Origin of the sequence: Roseomonas gilardii (assembly GCF_001941945.1) — a bacterium.
GTDB lineage: Bacteria > Pseudomonadota > Alphaproteobacteria > Acetobacterales > Acetobacteraceae > Roseomonas.
The window spans coordinates 155,179-174,075 of sequence record NZ_CP015585.1 but is presented as its reverse complement, the minus strand read 5'-3'; the positions used below and the strand labels follow the sequence as shown (position 1 = coordinate 174,075).

Sequence of the window (18,897 nt, the reverse complement as noted above, 5' to 3'; positions counted from 1 at the left end):
TATGGCAGGAAGACTGAATTGAAGGACAAGGATATACACGCGACGACGCCGGCCACCGATCATGGGCATGCGGGACCGCCCGCTTGCGTGCAGGTTCGCGGCGCGCGCCAGAATAACCTAAAAAATGTGGACGTCGATGTACCGCGTGACGCCTTCGTGGTGTTCACCGGCATATCGGGCTCGGGCAAGTCATCGCTCGCGTTCGGCACCCTTTATGCCGAAGCCCAGCGGCGTTATCTGGAATCGGTTGCGCCCTATGTCCGTCGCCTTATCGACCAAGCCGGCGTGCCGGAGGTCGACACGATCGACGGATTGCCGCCTGCGGTCGCGTTGCAGCAGCAGCGCGGCTCGGCCAACGCGCGATCCTCGGTCGGCAGCGTGACGACGCTCTCCAGCCTGGTGCGGATGCTCTATTCCCGCGTCGGCGAATATCCGCGCCATCAGCCCATGCTCTATGCGGAGGATTTCTCCCCCAACACGGTCGCGGGGGCCTGCGCGACCTGCCACGGCATCGGCCGCGTATATGACGCGACCGAAGAGACGATGGTTCCTGACGACAGCCTCACCATTCGCGATCGGGCGATCGCCGCCTGGCCGACCGCCTGGCATGGTCAGAACCTGCGAGATATCCTCGTTTCGCTCGGCTATGACGTCGATACGCCGTGGCGCGACCTGCCGAAAAAGGATCGCGACTGGATCCTCTTTACTGACGAGGCGCCGACGGTGCCAGTCTATGCGGGCCTGACGCCCGAACAGACCCGGACGGCGCGAAAGCGCCGCATGGAGCCGAGCTACCAGGGCACCTTCACCGGCGCGCGCCGCTATGTACTGGAAACCTTCGCCAACACTAAAAGCGCGCTGATGAAGAAGCGCGTCTCGCAATATATCATCGGCCGCGATTGCCCGACCTGCAACGGCAAGCGCCTGAAGCGCGAAGCCCTGTCGGTCAAATTCGCCGGCCTCGACATTGCCGAGTTCGGCGACCTGACGGTGCTCAAGCTGAAGGACTTGCTGATGCCCGTCACGCATGGCGAATATGGGACGGCCTCCACCGCCTCGAAGGACCATGTTCTGGAAAAAGCGGCCCGCGAAGCAGCGGTCGAACAACGGGTTGCCGCGGGCGGCTCTGCGCACAAGAGCGCGCCCGACGTGCGCCGCACGCCCAATCTCTCCGACGAGAAGCGGATCGCCGCCCAACGCCTTGCCTGCGAATTGATCGAGCGGCTCGAGCCTCTGATCGATCTTGGCCTTGGCTACATTTCGCTCGACCGCAGCACGCCGACGCTCTCCTCCGGAGAGTTGCAGCGCTTGCGGCTTGCCACCCAATTGTCGTCACAGCTTTTCGGCGTGGTCTATGTGCTTGACGAGCCTTCGGCAGGGTTACACCCGGCAGATGGCGAAGCCTTGCTCACTATCCTCGAGCGTCTCAAGGCGGCGGGCAACTCCCTGTTCGTCGTCGAACATGATCTCGACGTGATCCGCCACGCGGAATGGCTCGTCGATGTTGGGCCAGGGGCTGGGGAAAAGGGCGGTGAAGTCCTCTACAGCGGGCCGATAGAGGGGCTTGCCGACGTCGAGACTTCGATCACCCGCCGCTACCTGTTCGCAGAGCAGCTCCGCAGTGAGCGCACACCGCGCGATCCCAAGGCATGGCTACGCCTGGAAGGGATCAGGCGTAACAATCTTCAAGGTCTCGACGTCGAGTTTCCCATCGGCTGCTTCACCGCTGTCACCGGCGTTTCGGGATCGGGCAAATCCAGTCTCGTCAGTCAGGCGCTGCCCGAGCTCGTCACGGAACACCTCGGCGGCTCCCCCGTGGCCGAGGAGGAGGATATCGATCCGCTGCTCGATGTTGCTCAGAACGATACTGAAGGACGCATTGTCGCAGGCATGGAGCATGTTCGCAGGCTGGTGCGGGTCGATCAGAAACCGATCGGCCGCACGCCGCGCTCGAACCTATCCACCTACAGCGGCATGTTCGACCATGTGCGAAGGATCTTCGCTGATACGCCGCTCGCCCGCCGGCGACACTATAGCCCGGGCAGGTTCTCGTTCAACGTCGCGCAAGGCCGCTGCCCGGTGTGCGAGGGCGAGGGATACGTCATGGTGGAGCTGCTGTTCCTGCCGAGCGTTTTTGCGCCGTGCTCGACCTGTCATGGCTCTCGCTACAACCCGCAAACGCTCGAAGTCGAATGGAACGGGCGCAATATCGCCCAGGTGCTCGAACTGACGGTCGACGATGCGTGCGATTTCTTCGCTGGCGAGGCATCTGTGATGCGCTCCCTCGACGTGTTGCGCGAGATCGGTCTTGGCTATCTGAGGCTCGGACAGCCGGCGACCGAGCTGTCTGGCGGGGAGGCGCAGCGCATCAAGCTGGCGACTGAACTGCAACGCGCCCAGCGCGGCAACACGATCTACATCCTGGACGAGCCCACTTCGGGGCTTCACCCCTCCGATGCCGACCGGCTGATGCAACACCTGCAGGGCCTCGTCGAAGCCGGCAATACCGTCGTGGTCGTCGAACATGACATGCGCGCCATCACGCAGGCGGACTGGGTCATCGATCTGGGACCGGGGGCTGGGGAAGATGGCGGCCGTATCGTTGCCAGCGGCGTCCCTGGCGTCGTTGCGGAAGCAGAAGGCAGTCTCACCGCCCCCTATCTCAAAGCGGCGCTGTAGGTCGTAAACCTGGCCGAACGCACGTTCGATCAGGCGTATCTCAACCGCACGCACGCTGAAATGGGTCGCATCTGGAAGCGGGAGCCGGCGAGGTGTCACCGCGGTTGACGCGGCTTGGGGATTGAGTGCTCGGAAGTGCGCCGTTTTCGTCTGATACGCGGCGTAGCGGACAGCCAATCGCCGGCCATCCGCTACGCCTGTTTTGTGTGGACCTTCACCAGGGAGCGCGCCCTCACATGGTTCGTCGAAACCGTCCCGTATTAATTCGCGGCCGCGGGCCCAGCGCCCGCACCTTCCGCGATTTGCTCAACGAGTTTGGCACAGAAGGCGGGTAAATCGTCGGGGTCGCGGCTGGTAACAAGGCCGTTGTCGACCACGACTTCCTCATCGGTCCATGTAGCGCCGGCGTTCTCGATATCGACCTTCAGCGTCGGGTAGGACGTCAAGGTGCGACCCTCAAGAACGCCCGCCTCAATCAATGTCCAGGGTGCATGGCATATAGCCGCAACCGGTTTTTTTCTAGGCTGGCAAAGTTGACTGGCAAGCTTGGTGTTCGAGGGCGGCGAGGTAGGCATCAGGATCGCGGCGGAACCGGGTTCGCAGGGTCCTGGCGCGGCGTCGATGTTCGAGGCGCTGGCGAAGTTCGGCCCATCGCTGCCGGCTGACGCGCCCCAGCTCCCGAACCGTCGGTATGCGCAGCCGCGTTGTCGTGGCCGCGATCAGGCGGACCTCGCCGCGGAGCACGGCCGCCGGCGAGGCCGCCTTGCGCCCTGTGGTGCGTCTCTCGTGGTAGCGCTGCGACCCGAACAGCTGCTCGAGGTCGTTGTTGGTGCGCGGCAGACCCGGCACGCCGTAGCAGTGGAACAGTCCGGGCCGGTAGCTGCGGAACACCTTGACGAAGTGCTCCATGGCGGGGGACAGACGGCCGGCGCCATCGCGGTACCGGAGCATGGCCGCGACCAGGCCGTCGAACCGGCGCCGGACGGACGCGGCTCCCTCGTCACTGGCGTTGCCCAGCAAATGTGCCGCGGCGTGCACCCAGGCGTAGGCGCGCTCCACGTCAGGCCAGAGCGCGGCCGTGCCCTGCAGGCCGCGCCCAATCAGCCGGTGGAGCCGCGCGAGCGGTGCCGGGAGCGCGCCGCCCCCTTTTGCCGCACCCGGTCCAGGCTCCCCGCCACCGCCTCCAGTCGTTCCTTGAGGCGGAGCCCGGGGGCCGCGAGCGGCGTGCGGCCGTCATCGGTGACGGCGCTGCGCACCGCCGCGCAGTAGCCACGCACCACCTCCGCGCCGGCATCGTCCTGTCCCTCCACGGCGCGCTCGATGGGACGGACGCCGCGGACCCCCTTCTTGAGTTCCTTCTTGGCGTGCCGGTCGGCCTCGTAGACCGGGTTCGCTGCCTCGCGCAGGAAATGGAACTGGCAGAGCTGGTGCGGCACCCCGGGCAATGCCCGGGCCACGGCGCGCCGGATCGAGGTCTGCCCGTCGCTGATCACCCCCTCCACCGGCACCCCGACCGCCTCGGCCGCCTCAACCAGCAGCGGCGCCAGGTCCTCGGCCGTGCCCGACAGCAAGCTGCGCGCCAGCACCACCTCGCCCGACAGGCACTCCCGCACCACCCACAGCACCTCGTGGCCGACATCAGGCTGCAGGCCGTCCAGCGCCAGGATGGCGCGGCCTTGGTCGCGCAACACGCGCCGCAGGCGTCCCCCGTCGGTCAGCGCGGTGGCCAGCAACTCGTCGTAGCGGTCCAGCAGGTTGGTCACGCTGCGCTCGGCGATCTCCACCCCGCGCCCGCGCAGGATGGCGTGGATCTCCGGCACGGAGCGGTGGTCGCGGTGCCGCAGCACCCCCACCAGCGCCACCACGTCCAGCCCGAACTCGTGCTGCGGCAGCGCCATCGCGCCCTCCGCCTCCGGGCGCCAGGGCCGGTGATGCCGTGCGCAGCCCGCCGCCTCGCAGCGCCGGATCTTGAGCCGGAGCCGCACCGCCCCGGACAGCGTCACCAGCGTGCGGCGGTTCTCGTAGCGGATCCGCATCGCCGCGCCGCAGGCCGGACACAGACGCTGGGTCGGAACCAGCACCCGCTCACGCTCCGGCCGCGGCCGCACTGACAGCCTGCCCATCCCACAGCCCTCCAGCCACCCACTCCGCAACAGAGAGCAGACTATCAGGCAGCTAACTTTGCCAGCCTAGTTTTTTTTGATCGAAGAAAGCCCGGATGAAACGTACTCATCCGGTGACGGCCGCCTTGCGAGGGTTGATGGTCACTGACCTTAGTGACGCTCGTAAGGGCGACGCTAAGGACAGGACGGGATGGAGATCATCACCGGCGTGGAGCGTCGGCGACGCTGGCGCGACGAGGACAAGTTGCGCGTGCTGGCCGAGGCGGAGCAGCCAGGGGCGCGCACGTCGGAGGTGGCTCGGCGGCACGACATCAGCCGCGGCTTGCTATGGTACTGGCGGCGGCAGTTGCGGCAGGGGCGGCTGGCGGCACGTGACATGGCCGGGCCGGTGTTCCTGCCGGTGCAGGTGAGCGATCCGGTGCCGCCGGAACTCGCGGCGCCTGCAGTTGCCAAGGTCGATCCCCGGATCGAGATCGTGCTGCCGGACGGCACCTGTGTGCGCGTCGGTGCCGATGTGGATGCGGCTGCCCTGCGGCGCGTGCTGGCGGCGCTGCGCCGGTGATCCCGGTCCCATCGGGCATGCGGGTGTGGTTGGCAGCAGGTCATACCGACATGCGTCGTGGCATGAACGGCTTGGCGCTGCAGGTGCAGGAGGCGCTTGGGCGCGATCCGCACGCGGGCGATCTGTACGTGTTTCGTGGCCGCCGCGGCGACCTGCTGAAGGTTCTCTGGCACGACGGGCTTGGCATGTCGCTCTATGCCAAGCGGCTGGAACGAGGACGCTTCATCTGGCCTTCACCGGCCGATGGCGTGGTGTCCATCTCTGCCTCTCAACTGGGCTACATGCTGGAAGGCATCGACTGGCGGAACCCACAGCGCACCTACAGGCCGCTGGCTGCGGGCTGAGCCCGATTGTGCTGGCAAAGCGCGGCTGTCCCTGATTCACTTCCGGTATGACGCCCGCCGCGGCTGATCCTGATGACCTCGAGACCCTGCGCGTGGCACTGGCGGCCGAGCGGGAGGCGCGCCTCGCGGCCGAGGCCCGTGCCACCGGCGCTGAGGCCAGGGCAATGGGTGCGGAGGCGATGATCACCCACCTCAAGCTGGTGATCGCCAAGCTGCGGCACGACAAGTTCGGCGCCTCCTCCGAGCGCGGCCGCAAGCTCCTGGATCAGCTGGAACTGGAACTCGGCGAACTGGTCGCCACGGCGGCCGAGGACGCGACGCGGGCGGAGGACCAGGCGGGGGCCCGGCCGGGGGCAGCGCCGCCGCGCAGGCCCTCCCGTAGCCCTCTGCCTGCCCACCTGCCGCGCGAACGGGTGGTGCTCCCGTCACCCACGGCCTGCCCCTGCTGCGGCGGCAGGCTGTCCAAGCTCGGTGAAGATGTAACCGAGACCCTGGAGGTGATCCCGCGGCAGTGGAAGGTCACCCAGACCGTGCGGGAGAAGTTCTCCTGCCGGACCTGCGAGCGCATCACCCAGCCACCCGCGCCATTCCATCCGATTGCCCGCGGACGGGCCGGGCCGAACCTGCTCGCCATGGTGCTGGAGGCCAAGTTTGGTCAGCACCTGCCGCTGAACCGGCAGGGCGAGAGCTATGCTCGCGAGGGCGTGGAGCTGAGCGTCTCCACCCTGGCCGACTGGGTCGGCACCGCGGCGGCCACTCTCTCGCCGCTCCACGCCCTCATCGAGGCACATGTGCTGGCGGCGGAGCGCCTGCACGGCGATGACACCACAGTGCCGCTGCTGGCCCGCGGCAAGACGGTCACGGCGCGCCTCTGGACCTATGTGCGGGACGACCAGCCCTTTGCCGGACCCGCACCTCCGGCGGCGGTGTTCTACTTCTCGCGCGACCGCACCGCCGAGCATCCCAAGCGGCACCTGGCCTCCTACAGCGGGATCCTGCAGGCTGACGCCTATGCCGGGTTCGGCGACCTCTACCTGGCCAGCCGCAAGCCCGGGCCGATCACGGAGGCGGCGTGCTGGGCGCATTTCCGGCGCAAGGTGTTCGAGCTGGCGGAGGTCGCCCGCGCGCCGCTGGCGGCCGAGGCCGTGCGCCGCATCGACCGGGTGTTCGAAGCCGAGCGGGCGGTGAACCGGTGTCCGGCGGCCGATCGGCTCGCCCACCGGCAGAGCGTCGTGACCATACTGGTTGCCGATCTCCAGGCCTGGATGCTGCAGACCAGGGGCAGGCTGTCGCGTCACAACGACCTGGCCAAGGCACTGGACTACGCGCTGAAGCGCTGGCCTGCATTCACCAAGTTCCTCAGCGACGGCCGGATCTGCCTCACAAACAACGCGGCCGAACGCGCGCTCCGCGGCGTGGCCCTTGGCCGCAGGGCATGGCTGTTCGCGGGCAGTGACCGTGGCGGCGAGCGGGCTGCGATGATGTACGCCCTGATCACCACCGCGAAGCTGAACAATGTGGATCCGCGTGCCTGGCTTGCCGATGTGCTCGCCCGCATCGCCGACCACCCCGCCTCCAGGCTCGACGAACTTCTGCCGTGGAACTGGCGGCGTGCTCAAACGCCCGCAACCGCTGCCGCCTGAACGTCAACCGCGGCCATCACCGGATGGGTACGATGAAACCGATTGCCTCGCCGCTGCCGCGCAGCTTGTCGGCGCCGACAGTCCCTCCGGGCACAACAAGGCCATCGAAATCGTCGGCTTTGACCTCGGCAAACGTCTTGTCGATAGTATAGCTGCCGCCCTCGTCAAGGTCGCTATTGACTGTGCGAGCCACGCCCGCTTCAAAACTGACCACGGTCACTTTGCCGCCAGCCTCCTCGATAGCTTGCTTGGGCTTCGAGAATTCTGGCTCTTCCGTCCCGCGGGGCGCGATCAGGACGGCAACTGATTTGCCCTCTAACGTCATAATCTATTCCCTATTCCGTAGAAGACTAAGGTCAGGCGGTCGGCTTAAGCACGACCTTTGTCCATCCATCATCGCGCGCATCGAAATGCTTGTAGGCGTCTGGCGCCTGATCGAGCGGCAGTCGGTGCGAGATGATTTGAGCAGGATTGGCCCGGCCATGCTCAATGAGGTTCATCAGCCGCCGGTTATAATGCTTTACATTACATTGCCCGGTGCCGATCTTCTGCCCCTTGAACCAAAAGTTGCCGAAGTCGAACGCAATCTTGCCTTCCTTCTGGAGATCGTCTGGCGCATTGGGGTCTTCCGGGATAAACACGCCGACGACGCCGATGCCGCCGGTGGCCTTCGTGCTTTTGACGAGGCAGTTCATCGTGTAATTGCTGCGCTCCTTGCCGTGGCGATCGCAGCACTGGTACCCTACCGCCTCGACCCCACGGTCGGTCCCGAGGCCGCCGGTTGCATCTAGGACCTGCTGGGCGGGATCGCCCTTGCGCATGTCGATCGGGATCGCGCCCATCGCCTCGGCCAGCTTCAGGCGGTCATCGTGGGAATCAACCACGAAGATCTGAGCGGCACCACGGATGTCGGCTGAGTGCGCGGCCATCAAACCGACCGGACCGGCGCCGTAGATCGCTATGCTTTCGCCGGGCAGGAAACCAGACAACTCGACGCCATGCCAACCCGTCGGGAAGATGTCGGAGAGCATGACATAGTCATCCTCCTTCTCCTCAGCGTCCTCAGGCAGCTTCAGGCAATTGAAGTCGGCATACGGTACGCGCATCATCTCGGCCTGACCGCCTTGCCACGGCCCCATCTCGGCAAAGCCATACGCTGCGCCGGCGGTTCCAGGATTGGTCGTGAGGCAAAAACCCGTCAGACCGCGTTCGCAATTTTCGCAGAACCCGCAACCGACGTTGAACGGCATGCAGACGCGATCGCCCTTCTTAATCCGATCTACGGCAGCGCCGACTTCGATGACTTCGCCAAGGTTTTCGTGGCCAAAGACCCTGCCCTTCTCGAAGCTGGTGCGGCCCTCCTACATGTGAAGGTCCGACCCGCAGATGTTGGTCGTGGTCAGCCGAATGATGACATCGGTGGGCTTTTCGATCTTGGGATCATCGATGGTATCGACGGAAACGTCTTTGGGCCCGTTGTACACGACAGCTTTCACGGATCTTTCCCTCTCGTAGCTCTGCTCAAGGCGTCATCAAACCGAGAGCTTGCTGACGCTCCGGTCCAGCGCATCTTTCCAACTGATCTCAGTGTCCTAAACCGCCTGACGCCTGAGCGGTTCCATCCCGTTCGGCAATTCTCGGATCGATTTTCGGCGGCTTTTCGATTGCCTGGGCCACGACGGTCTAAAAAAGCGGTAGATTGATGTACTCAAGAAAATCCTGCGAAAACAACGGCGCCATGATGACGCAGTGCATAAACGCCGCCTTATCAGCAGCAACATCAAAGGCGGGATAAGCGCAAAAACACAAGGCCATCCACTATCGCGGATGGCCTGTCATATTGCTTCTATTGAGTTCCAAAGCCGGCCCGTCCATTCCGGAGGGCAGACGTCCCAAACCGTGCAGTCGAACGGCCGCTTAGCCCGTCCTATTCACCAGCTGAGAGCAGCAGGGACGGGGTGGGTCTGAACTGAGCACCAGGCATGCGCACGCATCCGCCTGTGAAGACGTGAGCGGGATCGGGCATGCGGCGCTGGGGGTTGGAGGACAGGGGGCTCGACGGGGCATTGGCCCCGACCGTCATGGCCCGGCTGGGTGGAAGCTGCGGGCGAGGCCGTGGAAGAGCACGGCGTGCGGGCATGCGGCGGCGAAGGCGATGCGGACCCGGCTGGCGGTCTCGATGACGCGGCCCGCAATCTTCAGCAGGTGCAGGCGGAGGGTGGCGAACTCGGCACTGGCCAGCGGGTGCGGCTTGGGGATGCGGTCGCGGAGCGTCAGCATCAGCCAGTAGGCGGCCGTGTGCAGGATGAGGCGGAGCTGGTTGGCCAGGGGCGACCGGCAGGAGGTACGGTCGGAGGCGAGCTGTGTCTTGTGCAGCTTGATGAGGTTCTCCGCCTGTCCCCTGGCGCAGTAGAGGCTGTCGTAGATCCATTCGGCGCTGCCTCGGGCGAAGCTGGTCACCACGAAGCGGATGTCGAGGCCAAGGGTGCTGGCCTCGATGCGCGCGACCACCCGGCGCTTGGCGGACCACGACCGGGCGCCGTAGGAGGTCTCGGCATAGCGGCGCAGCACCGGGACGCCCTCCTCGGCACGGCGGGTCCGGACATCATCGGCGGCTTCCTCGACGAGGCCGCGCAGGGTGGCGTTGGTCGGCAGGCCAAAGACGAAGTTGATGTTCTCGGCCTCGCAGAAGGCCATCACCTCCGGGCGGCCGTAATGGCCATCACCGCGCAGGGTGATGTGCGTCCTCGGCCAGTGGCGCCGGATCTGCCGCAGCAGGCGGCGCAGATGGCCACGGACCTCCGTGCCGGAGGGCGTCTTGCCCGGCCGGAGCAGCACCGCCACCGGGCGGGAGACCGCGGTGTCGTAGACATGGATCGGCAGGAAGCAGCGCTCGTCATGATGGGCGTTGAACAGCGACAGCTGCTGACGCCCATGCACCACGTCCACGGTGTCGTCGATGTCGAGCGTCACGGCCGCGGGTGGGCGGGCATAGCTGGCACAGTAGACGTCCACCATGGCCCGCATCAGCCGGACCACCTCGCGCAGGGAGGGCGCGTTCTCCCAGCGCGACATGGTCGGCTGCGAGCAAAGGTCCCGGCCTGTGTCCGGCAGCCGCCCGCAGGCCAGCTTGAAGCCGGGATCCTGGCGCAGGTGGTCGAGGTCGTCGGCATCCTCGTAGCCACAGGCGATGGCCAGGATGCGAGCCCGCAGGATATCGGCCAGCGGGTGGATCACGCGCGACGGGTCGCGTGGATCGGCAATCAGCGAGGCGAGCCGGTCGCAGAGGCCAAGGCGGCGCTCGGCCGCGGCCAGCAGCAGTACTCCGCCGTCCGAGGTCAGCCGCCCGCCGTCGAAGGCGGCACTCAGCCTCTTGCGGCCAACCGCTGGAAAGCCGAACGCCTCGGTCGTATCGTCGTCCATGGCGGGTGTGGCACACCCTGTGAGGGTTTCGGTTTGGTCTCGACACCCAAATCCGTAAACATGGCCAGTAACTTACGCCACATCCGCCAGCCAAAACCTGAGCCCCGGTGAATAAGATGGGTTAGGGTGCCGACCGCTCCGCTATTTCGCGGCCAGCAGGGTGAACTTGTGAATCTGCGGCGGTTCAGAAAACAGTTCTTCCGCCTTGTCCATCAGTGCGGCGGCAACCTTGCCGTCAAGATGCGCCTGCCGATCCTCCTCTGTGTCGAACGTATCGAAGATCGCGTACGCACCGGGACCTTCCTCGATCGCATACCAGGTCAGAGTGCCCGGCTCAACTTGAACGAGCGGCAATGCCGAGGTCAGGAAATCGGCGACATCGCTCTCCTTTCCGGGCTTGGCCTTCAGTGGCACATACAGCGCAAGTTTGGGCATCATCGACTCCTTAAGTTAAACGGACAGATATCATTCGGCAAAGTAACGGACAAGCGGGCCGGAACGTTCCCCAGGAGGCGGAGCACACGCGGCCCTGCCTCCTCGTCGAAATCAGAACTGCTGTGCGGTCGGCCGGATGACGATCGCGTTGACGTCGACGTCATCAGGTTGTTCGACAGCGAACGCGATGGCACGCGCCACCGATGCCGCTGGGATGGCCTGCTTGTAGAAGTCGAGCACCGTCTCGGCAGCCGTGCCAGACGTCGTGAACTTCAAATCGCTTTCGACAGCTCCAGGCTCGATTGACGTGACACGGACCTTTTCACCCACCTCGTGGCGCAAGCCCTCGCTGATCGCGCTGACGGCGAACTTGGTGCCGGAATAGACCGTGCCGCCCGGTGCGAAGACCTTGATGCCCGCAACCGAGCTCAGGTTGATGATGTGTCCGCTGCCCTGCTCGAGGAAGGCGGGAAGGGCCGCCGCGATGCCGTAGAGCGTACCCTTCAGGTTGACGTCGATCATCTGGTCCCACTCGTCTGTGTTGACCTCGGCCATCGGACGGATCGGCATCAGCCCGGCGTTGTTGATCAGCACGTCGAGGCGGCCGAAGTCGGCGATGATCGCGGCGACGACGGACTGGACTGCCGACTTGTCGGTGACGTCGAGTGCGTAGCTACGTGCCGCGCCGCCGCTTGCGGCGATTTCCGCGACGACCTCGTCGAGCCTGTCCTTGCGCCGCGCGGCGATGGCCACCTTCGCGCCGCGTTCCGCGAGAAGACGCGCGGTTTCTGCGCCTATGCCGGTGCTACCGCCGGTGATGAGAACGACCTTGCCTTCGATACCCTTGGTCATGACTGTATTCCTTCAAGTCAGATGTTGCTTTGTCGCCGGATCGCGGCTCCGCCCCAGCGGTAGCCGGGTAGATGAACGAGGCTCATCAAGCCCACGCGGAGCGGAGGTGCCAACAGGCCGGTCATCCGCAGTTCCTCGGTGTAGAACGGTTGTGCGAGCAGCGCCGATCCCACCCATTCTTCAGGCTTGCCCATTGGCACCATCCTCAGGTCGCCGAGACGGGGTTGAGGACAAACGCGGCGCGCTCGGCCAGATCGCCGATCTGAGAGAGGTAGTTCTGGAAGTGGGGCGTCGCACGGTGGGCGGCGACTGCATCCGCGTCTGCGTACAGCTCGTCGAGCACGAAACGGTTCGGATCGCTCTGGTCCTGCCAGAGATCGTAGCGCAAATTGCCCGGTTCGGCACGGCTCGGCTTTAGCATGGCGTCGAGCAGAGCGCGCAGGCGGTCGACGGTATCCGCACGGGCGGTGAGGACGGCGACGATCTTCACGTTGGCGGTCATGGCACCGTTCCTTGTCTTGGTTATATCCGTGGGAGGGCGCACCCTTAGCGCCCCGCCGGTCATCCTGGTACTCACGCAGCGGCGCGATCGAGGGCTTCGATCAACGCGTCGGCCATGGCTCGGTCCGACGCCGGATTCTGACCCGTGATCAGTTCCCGGTCCACGACGACATTCGAAGCGAAGTTCTTGTCGGTGACCGAGACGTCGCCACCGGCCGACCGCAGCGCCTTTTCCATGTCGAAGCAGAGCTCGCCCTTCAGCACTTGCTCTTCAGCGATCTTCTCCTCGCTCGCCGAGAAGACGGTCATGCGGTAGCCCGCGTAGATCCAGTCTCGCGCCAGGTCGGCCGCACCGGCGTCATCGCCTGCCACCAGCGCCTTGCGGAAGGCCGAAGCCTCCTCGAGCGCGGCGACAACGACCACCGGTCCGTGGCAGAGGAGCGCGGTCGGCTTGGCCGCCGCGTGGAAGTGACGGAGGATCGTGCCCGCATCGCGGTCCTGCATCAGGTCGACGATGGGCGCGTGACCTCCCGGCACGAACACGCCAGCGAAGCCGTCCAGACCCTCGTCGACGACCGATTTCAGCGTACGCACGTCGTTCATCGCTGGGTGGCTGGCAAAAAAGTCCTTGGCGCGCTGGAATGCCGTCTCATCGCCGCCAAAATGATCAACCGAAACGGAGGCGGCGTCGATGTGCGGCTTGGCCCCATTGGGCGTGGCGAGAACAATATCATAGCCGGCGTCGAGCAGAGCCAGCGCGGGGACCGCCGTCTCGTTGAGATACTGACCGACCGTCGCGGTACCGCCGCCACGCAGACCGATCTGCGTCGCGTTCGATCCAAGAACGAGAACCTGACCATTGCTCATCTGAACCTCCATGTTCGCGGCGTCGATCGCCGATGGATGGGAAATGGGCCTCGTTGACATATTCCAGAAGTTTATCTTTCTGATTTCAGATATACGGCTGACAGGATGACTGCATGCGCTACGATCTGAACCTGCTGCCGATCTTCGTCGCGTTGATGGAGGAGCGCAGCGTCACGCGGGCCGCCGAGCGCATGGGCATGACACAGCCCGCCCTGTCTAACGCCCTATCGCGTTTACGACTGATGCTTCAGGACCAGCTGTTCGTCCGCGAGCGCTACGGCATCCAGCCGACCCCGATCGCGCTCGAACTCTCGCCGCTGATCGCCGAGGCACTCGCGCAGCTCGACAACGCGGTCCTCGGTCAGCAGGCCTTCGACCCCGCACAGGCCGAACGGCTCTTCACGATCGCGCCGAACGGCTATGTCGAGTTCGTCCTCGTGCCCGCTGTCGTGGCGCGCCTGGAGAAGGTCGCGCCCGGCATCAAGCTCCGCCTGACGCCCTACGGCAACGATCTCGTTGAGACAGGCGTCCTGTCGGGCACGACGGCGCTCGTGCTGGGCCGCATCGTCGACCCGCCCGACAACCTCGTCGTCCAGCACCTGATGGACGAGGGGCTCGCCTGCGCCGTCCGCGCCGACCATCCGGGCGTCGGCGATGCCATGACGCGCGAACAGTTCGAGGCGATGAAGCACGTCAACATCGTGCCGCCCGGACGGATGCGCGCCGGGCTGTTCCAGGCGCTGGCGCAGCAGCAGCTGAAGCGCGACGTCGCGATCTCCGTGACCAACTTCTTCGCGGTAGCCGAGATGGTGGCGGTGACCGACTATTGCGCCACCTTGCCCTCGCTCATCTGCAGGCGGCTGATGCACGACCCCCGGCTGAAGATCCTGCCGGCTCCGGTCGACCTTGGCAGCTTTCCCGTGGAAATGGCTTGGCACGTCCGCTATCGGCATGATCCCGCACACCGCTGGTTACGGGCGCTGATCGGCGCGGTCATCACCGACCTCACGGGGAAGACGGCAGCGGCAGCCACGCCGTCGCCAGCCTGAGGACGATGTCGGACCGCGACGTCGCTTGTGCGTATCCCGTACGCGACAAAGTTCGCTATACAGCCCCTGACAATAGGAATTATCATGCGCGCAATCGGCTACCAGCAGCCCGGAACGATCGATCGCACGGAAGCTCTCGTCGATATCGAACTTCCCGATCCCAACGCTACCGGCCGTGATCTCCTCGTCGAGGTCAAGGCTGTCTCGGTAAACCCGGTTGACACGAAGGTGCGCGCTGGCTCGGGTTCGATCCACGGTGATTGGCGTGTCCTGGGTTGGGATGCCGCCGGTGTCGTTCGCGCTGTTGGCCCTGAAGTGCGTGGTTTCGAACCGGGCGACGAGGTTTTCTACGCGGGCAGCATCGGCCGCGATGGGACCAACGCCGAGTTGCACCTGGTCGACGAGCGCATTGTCGGGAAGAAGCCGGCCAGCCTCGATTGGGCAGAGGCAGCGGCGTTGCCGCTGACGGCGATCACCGCGTGGGAGGCCCTCTTCGAGCGATTGTCCGTGCGTACTCCTGTAGCCGGTGCAGCACATGCGCTGTTGATTGTCGGGGGTGCCGGCGGGGTAGGCTCGATGGCAATCCAGCTTGCTCGCCAAGTACCCGAGCTGATCGTCATTGCGACGGCCTCGCGCCCTGAAACGCAGGCCTGGGTGGGTGAGCTCGGTGCTCACCATGTCATCGATCATCGCCAGCCGCTGGCTCGGCAAGTGGCGAATTTGGGCATCGGCGCGCCGGCTTTCGTCTTCTCGACCACGCACACCGACGAGCATATCGAGCAGATCGCCGAGCTGATCGCCCCGCAGGGACGTTTTGCGCTCATCGACGACCCCAAAACGCTCGATGTCGTACCGTTCAAACGCAAGTCGGTGTCGACCCACTGGGAGTTTATGTTCACCCGGTCCATGTTCGAGACCGCTGATATGGAAACGCAGGGTCAGATCCTGTCGGCCATCGCCAGCCTCGTGGACGCCGGCGAGGTGCGCACCACCCTCACCGAACGGTTCTCCCCCATCAACGCCGCGAACCTCAAGCGCGCGCACCAGGCGCTTGAGAGCACTACCGCACGCGGCAAGATCGTCATCGAGGGTTGGCAGTGATGCGGTTCACGCTCACCCGCAACGTCCGCCGCGCCCGCGGCCCCAGCTGCACCAACTGAAAGGGACCAAGCCTCGGCGTTATCGATGCCAGCCATGTGCGGTTGTGGGCGTCGCTTTCGCTGGGTCACTGATATCTACAGTCATAAAAGACCGTGATGTTTCGAGATAGCAGACGCGGTCCTCCGGTGAAAACTCGGGACGTCTTCTAGCTCGGCATCTCACCAATTGATCCTCCACGACTTCTGTGGACGGGTTACGCTACGTTTGCTGCCTGCCGTTCTGCCTGGTCTGGCGTGCGGTAGTCCAGAGCCGAATGAAGGCGCTGTCGGTTGTAGAAGCCCTCGACGTAGGAGAACAGGTCGCGCTTGGCCTCATCCCTGGTGGCACAGGCCCGGTGATGCACCAGCTCGGTTTTCAGCGTATGGAAGAAGCTCTCCATTGGCGCGTTGTCCAGCGGGTTGGCCCGCCGGCTCATCGACGGGATGATGGCTGCTTTGGTCAGCGCCGCCTGGTAGTCACCGCAGGCATATTGGACGCCGCGGTCGGAATGTTGGATCAGGCCAGGCACTGGGACGCTGGCGCTGGATGGCCATCAGCAGCGCCGAGGTCGCCAGCTCGGCCCTGAGATGGTCGCGCATGGACCAGCCCACGATCTTACGGGTTGTGCAGGTCCATGATGGCGGCCATGTACAGCCAACCTTCAGCTGTCGGAATGTAGGTCAGGTCTGCCAGCCAGACTTGGTTCGGCCTGCTGGTGGTGGAGAACTTGCGTTCCAGCAGATTGGGAGCGACCGGGAAGGCTTGGCGGGTGTCGGTGGTTTGCACGCGGCGGCGCTGGGCGACAAGGCCGCGCACGCCATGCCGCCGCATCAGGCGCTCGATCCGTCCACGTCCAACCTGTCGCCCCTGCGCCCGCAAGGTGGCATACACACGGGGACTGCCGTAACGGCCACCGCTGTTGGCATGGGTCTGGCGGATGTCGGCCAGCAGGGCACAATCCTCGACGGCGCGCTTGCTATCCGGCCGCGACCGCCAAGCGTAGTAGCCGGCGGTCGAGATCCCCAGCACGCGGCACAACGGCTGGACCGCCCAGACATCGCGGCAGTCCTCGACCACACGAAACTTCATCTCAGTGGCCCCGCGAAGATCGAAATGGACTTTTTTAAAATGTCCCGCTCCATGCGGAGCCGGTCGCACTCGCGCCGCAGCCGCGCGATCTCGGCAGCCTGGTCGGCCGTCGGGACCGGCAAGGGCTTGAGGGAGGTGGCAGCTGCAGGCCGCGGCACCTCGGTCTTGCCACCGCCGGCGCTATACTGGCGCACCCACCGGCACAACGGCGTCGGGTGCAGGCCGACCTCGCCCGCCACCGCCGTCGGCGTGCGCCCGCTACCGACCACCATATCCACGACCTGGCGCTTGTAGTCCTCCGTATAGGAACGTGGCTTGGCCCTCGTCGCCTGCTGATCCATTGAACACCTCCAGCTCAAAGCTTGCCTCTGGGTGTCCACGGAAACCAAGGAGGATCAGGTCGGCGTATTTGGCCACCAGCACATGGGCGAGCAGCCCCGCCGTGGCGCGGCCGCGGCGGATCGGCAGGCTGGGCGCCGGGGCCTGGGTGACTGCCTCGCAGCCGCGGCAAGAGAACTTCGGCCTGACATGCCGGAGCACGCGGAACCGGCCTGGTGTGGATCGGCATGGAATAGGGGCTCTGACGCAATTTCGATGGCGGTCATCGGCCTGCTGCTATGACGCGGGCCTGGAGCAGGTCGAGATTCCCTCTGCCATACATCTGGCGTTTGACCACCTTCAGCTTGTTGATCTGCCCCTCGGCTTGGGCGTTGGACCAAGCGGAGGAAATTGCGGCTCGGACGGCGACATGATCCCGGGCGAGCCCGCGCGCGAACGGGGCCAGGAGGCTGGCTGCCGCCCTGTCGAGCCAGCCATCCAACGCGGCCTCATGTTTTCGGCGGATCAAGGCGTGAAAGGCTTCGACGATCTCCCGCGCCTGGACCAGGGTAGGCACCGCGGCTTCGATAGCAGCCACCGTCACAGTCTGCGTCTTGGACAGGCTGTCACGCGCCATGGTCATCAGGCGTGCCACGGTGCGGGCCGACGGAACACGGCTCAGCCCCTCGACGTTGACCTGCTCTGACCGGCGGCGACGCGTCGCCCACTCTGCGACCACCCGCAGCGAGCCGTGGAAGCCGAGATCGCGAAGCTCGCGCCACAGCGCGGCGCCGTTGCGGACTCCAGCCGCCCAGCGCGCGTCCAGCCAGGGGAGGTGTGCGTCGAGCGAGCTTTCCCGCGTGCGGAACACATCCGCGCGCTGGCCGCGCAGGATGCGCCGCACCGTTCCGCGGCTATGACCGGTGCACCGGACGATCTCCTTGATCGCCTTGCCCGCCTTGTGCAGCGCCAAGACCGCGGCGTTGGCGTCCTCACGTCGGAGATAACCCTCGTACTGGAGCTTCTCCGCCGCGGTCAGCAGCCGGGGGTCGACCGTGGTGGCGCCGATAGCCGCGCGCACCTGGCGCATGCAGGCTCGGGTCGCGGCCAGAAAAGCCTGGCTGGCGTTCTCCATCAGGTGCCAACGATCGGCTACCTGCATCGCATCAGGTAGCGCCCGTGCCGCGGCCAGGGCGTAGGCGCCACCGCGGTCGCGGGTCACGATCTCGATCTGCGGCTGGCCGGACAACCAGGCCTGCGCCGTTGCGGGCTCGCGGTCGGGCAAGAGGGCGATAGTGCGTCGTCGCTCCAGGTCGCAGATCAGCGTGCCGTAACGGTGGTTGCGCTTCCACGCCCAATCATCGATCCCGACCGCCTGCGGTGGCGTGAACGCTGGGCTTCCACGGCGCCGGACGACCCGCAGCAAGGTGTCGTTGCTGACCGGTAATCGCAGCCTCTGGGCGAAGCTCGCGGCCGGACGGCCGCCAAGCGCCAGGCCGAGGTGGTGGACGATCTCGTCCAGCCGGGCCGTGCGCCGAGCCCATGGCGTCGCAGCCACGAACCGTTCGGAGAAGATGCGGCGGGGGCACAGGGCACGGTCGCAGCGGAACCGCCGGACGAGGAGCTTCAATTCCACAGGACGCCCGCTCAACGGGAGATCGGCCAAGTTCCGAGTGTAGCGGCTGTGCACTCGATGGCTGACGCCACCACAGCCGGGACAGATCCCTGCTACCGTTGATGGTCGCACCGTCATCACCACCGCTGTGCCGGTCTCGTCCACGCTCTCCAGGACGAATCCTGGCGGGATTAAAGCTGCTGGACTGAGGTTCCTCGCCATCCTGCTGATCCCTGACTGACCAGGGAACCCAGCAC

General features: G+C 65.5%; 13 protein-coding genes and 6 pseudogenes. 6 read left to right on the top strand and 13 right to left on the bottom strand.

The window, feature by feature from the left end; translation table 11 throughout:
• Positions 1–87 precede the first annotated feature (87 nt).
• A complete protein-coding gene (locus tag RGI145_RS23560; RefSeq protein ID WP_075801048.1) occupies positions 88–2,679 on the top strand; it encodes an excinuclease ABC subunit UvrA in 2,592 nt (863 codons plus the stop codon).
• 260 nt (positions 2,680–2,939) lie between these two features.
• On the opposite strand, the pseudogene RGI145_RS23555 reads toward RGI145_RS23560, so the two are convergent.
• A pseudogene (locus RGI145_RS23555) lies at positions 2,940–3,197 on the bottom strand (DJ-1/PfpI family protein); the annotation flags it as partial.
• Between the two features lies 1 nt (position 3,198).
• Positions 3,199–4,715, bottom strand: a pseudogene (locus RGI145_RS24835) (ISNCY family transposase).
• A 277-nt stretch (positions 4,716–4,992) separates the two neighbouring features.
• Here RGI145_RS24835 and tnpA point away from each other — a divergent pair.
• From tnpA to tnpC, 3 genes are read left to right on the top strand one after another with little or no spacing between them, the layout of a single operon-like run.
• Positions 4,993–5,364, top strand: coding sequence for an IS66-like element accessory protein TnpA (gene tnpA / locus RGI145_RS23540; RefSeq protein WP_075800955.1), 372 nt, complete (start codon positions 4,993–4,995; stop codon positions 5,362–5,364).
• On the top strand, positions 5,361–5,708 hold the full coding sequence (gene tnpB, locus RGI145_RS23535; RefSeq protein ID WP_075800954.1) for an IS66 family insertion sequence element accessory protein TnpB: 348 nt from the start codon (positions 5,361–5,363) through the stop codon (positions 5,706–5,708). The genes tnpA and tnpB overlap by 4 nt, the downstream gene beginning before the upstream one ends.
• 47 nt (positions 5,709–5,755) lie before the next feature.
• Complete coding sequence (gene tnpC, locus RGI145_RS23530) at positions 5,756–7,351, top strand: IS66 family transposase (RefSeq protein WP_075800953.1); 1,596 nt, start codon at positions 5,756–5,758, stop codon at positions 7,349–7,351.
• 31 nt (positions 7,352–7,382) lie between these two features.
• Here tnpC and RGI145_RS23525 read toward each other — a convergent pair.
• The 8 genes and pseudogenes from RGI145_RS23525 to RGI145_RS23495 all read right to left on the bottom strand — a co-directional run.
• Positions 7,383–7,676 (bottom strand): annotated as a pseudogene (locus RGI145_RS23525) (DJ-1/PfpI family protein); the annotation flags it as partial.
• 31 nt (positions 7,677–7,707) lie between these two features.
• Positions 7,708–8,847: pseudogene (locus RGI145_RS23520) on the bottom strand (glutathione-independent formaldehyde dehydrogenase).
• A gap of 583 nt (positions 8,848–9,430) precedes the next feature.
• Positions 9,431–10,774 (bottom strand): IS1380 family transposase, encoded by a 1,344-nt coding sequence (locus tag RGI145_RS23515; protein WP_075800952.1) that lies wholly within the window; start codon positions 10,772–10,774, stop codon positions 9,431–9,433.
• Between the two features lie 141 nt (positions 10,775–10,915).
• Positions 10,916–11,209 (bottom strand): putative quinol monooxygenase, encoded by a 294-nt coding sequence (locus RGI145_RS23510; protein ID WP_075801047.1) that lies wholly within the window; start codon positions 11,207–11,209, stop codon positions 10,916–10,918.
• A 111-nt stretch (positions 11,210–11,320) separates the two neighbouring features.
• Positions 11,321–12,061: an SDR family oxidoreductase gene (locus RGI145_RS23505; RefSeq protein ID WP_075800951.1), complete on the bottom strand. Its 741-nt coding sequence runs from the start codon at positions 12,059–12,061 to the stop codon at positions 11,321–11,323.
• Positions 12,062–12,078: 17 nt separating this feature from the next.
• Positions 12,079–12,255, bottom strand: coding sequence for a hypothetical protein (locus RGI145_RS25315; protein ID WP_156878767.1), 177 nt, complete (start codon positions 12,253–12,255; stop codon positions 12,079–12,081).
• Positions 12,256–12,266: 11 nt separating this feature from the next.
• On the bottom strand, positions 12,267–12,563 hold the full coding sequence (locus RGI145_RS23500; protein ID WP_075800950.1) for a putative quinol monooxygenase: 297 nt from the start codon (positions 12,561–12,563) through the stop codon (positions 12,267–12,269).
• A gap of 71 nt (positions 12,564–12,634) precedes the next feature.
• Complete coding sequence (locus RGI145_RS23495; RefSeq protein WP_075800949.1) at positions 12,635–13,429, bottom strand: type 1 glutamine amidotransferase domain-containing protein; 795 nt, start codon at positions 13,427–13,429, stop codon at positions 12,635–12,637.
• 113 nt (positions 13,430–13,542) lie between these two features.
• Here RGI145_RS23495 and RGI145_RS23490 point away from each other — a divergent pair, with 113 nt between their 5' ends.
• Together RGI145_RS23490 and RGI145_RS23485 are read left to right on the top strand one after the other, a co-directional pair.
• Positions 13,543–14,478, top strand: coding sequence for a LysR family transcriptional regulator (locus tag RGI145_RS23490; RefSeq protein ID WP_075800948.1), 936 nt, complete (start codon positions 13,543–13,545; stop codon positions 14,476–14,478).
• An 84-nt stretch (positions 14,479–14,562) separates the two neighbouring features.
• Positions 14,563–15,579 carry a zinc-binding alcohol dehydrogenase family protein gene (locus tag RGI145_RS23485; RefSeq protein ID WP_075800947.1) on the top strand — a complete coding sequence of 339 codons (1,017 nt, stop codon included), beginning with the start codon at positions 14,563–14,565 and terminating at the stop codon, positions 15,577–15,579.
• 253 nt (positions 15,580–15,832) lie between these two features.
• Here the strand turns inward: RGI145_RS23485 and RGI145_RS23480 are convergent.
• The 3 genes and pseudogenes from RGI145_RS23480 to RGI145_RS23470 all read right to left on the bottom strand — a co-directional run bounded on the left by RGI145_RS23480 (position 15,833) and on the right by RGI145_RS23470 (position 18,862).
• Positions 15,833–17,048, bottom strand: a pseudogene (locus tag RGI145_RS23480) (IS3 family transposase).
• 58 nt (positions 17,049–17,106) lie between these two features.
• Positions 17,107–17,262: pseudogene (locus RGI145_RS25955) on the bottom strand (IS66 family transposase zinc-finger binding domain-containing protein); the annotation flags it as partial.
• A gap of 46 nt (positions 17,263–17,308) precedes the next feature.
• Entirely contained in the window at positions 17,309–18,862 is a 1,554-nt protein-coding gene (locus tag RGI145_RS23470) for an ISL3 family transposase (protein WP_075800945.1), read from the bottom strand.
• Positions 18,863–18,897: the final 35 nt, after the last annotated feature.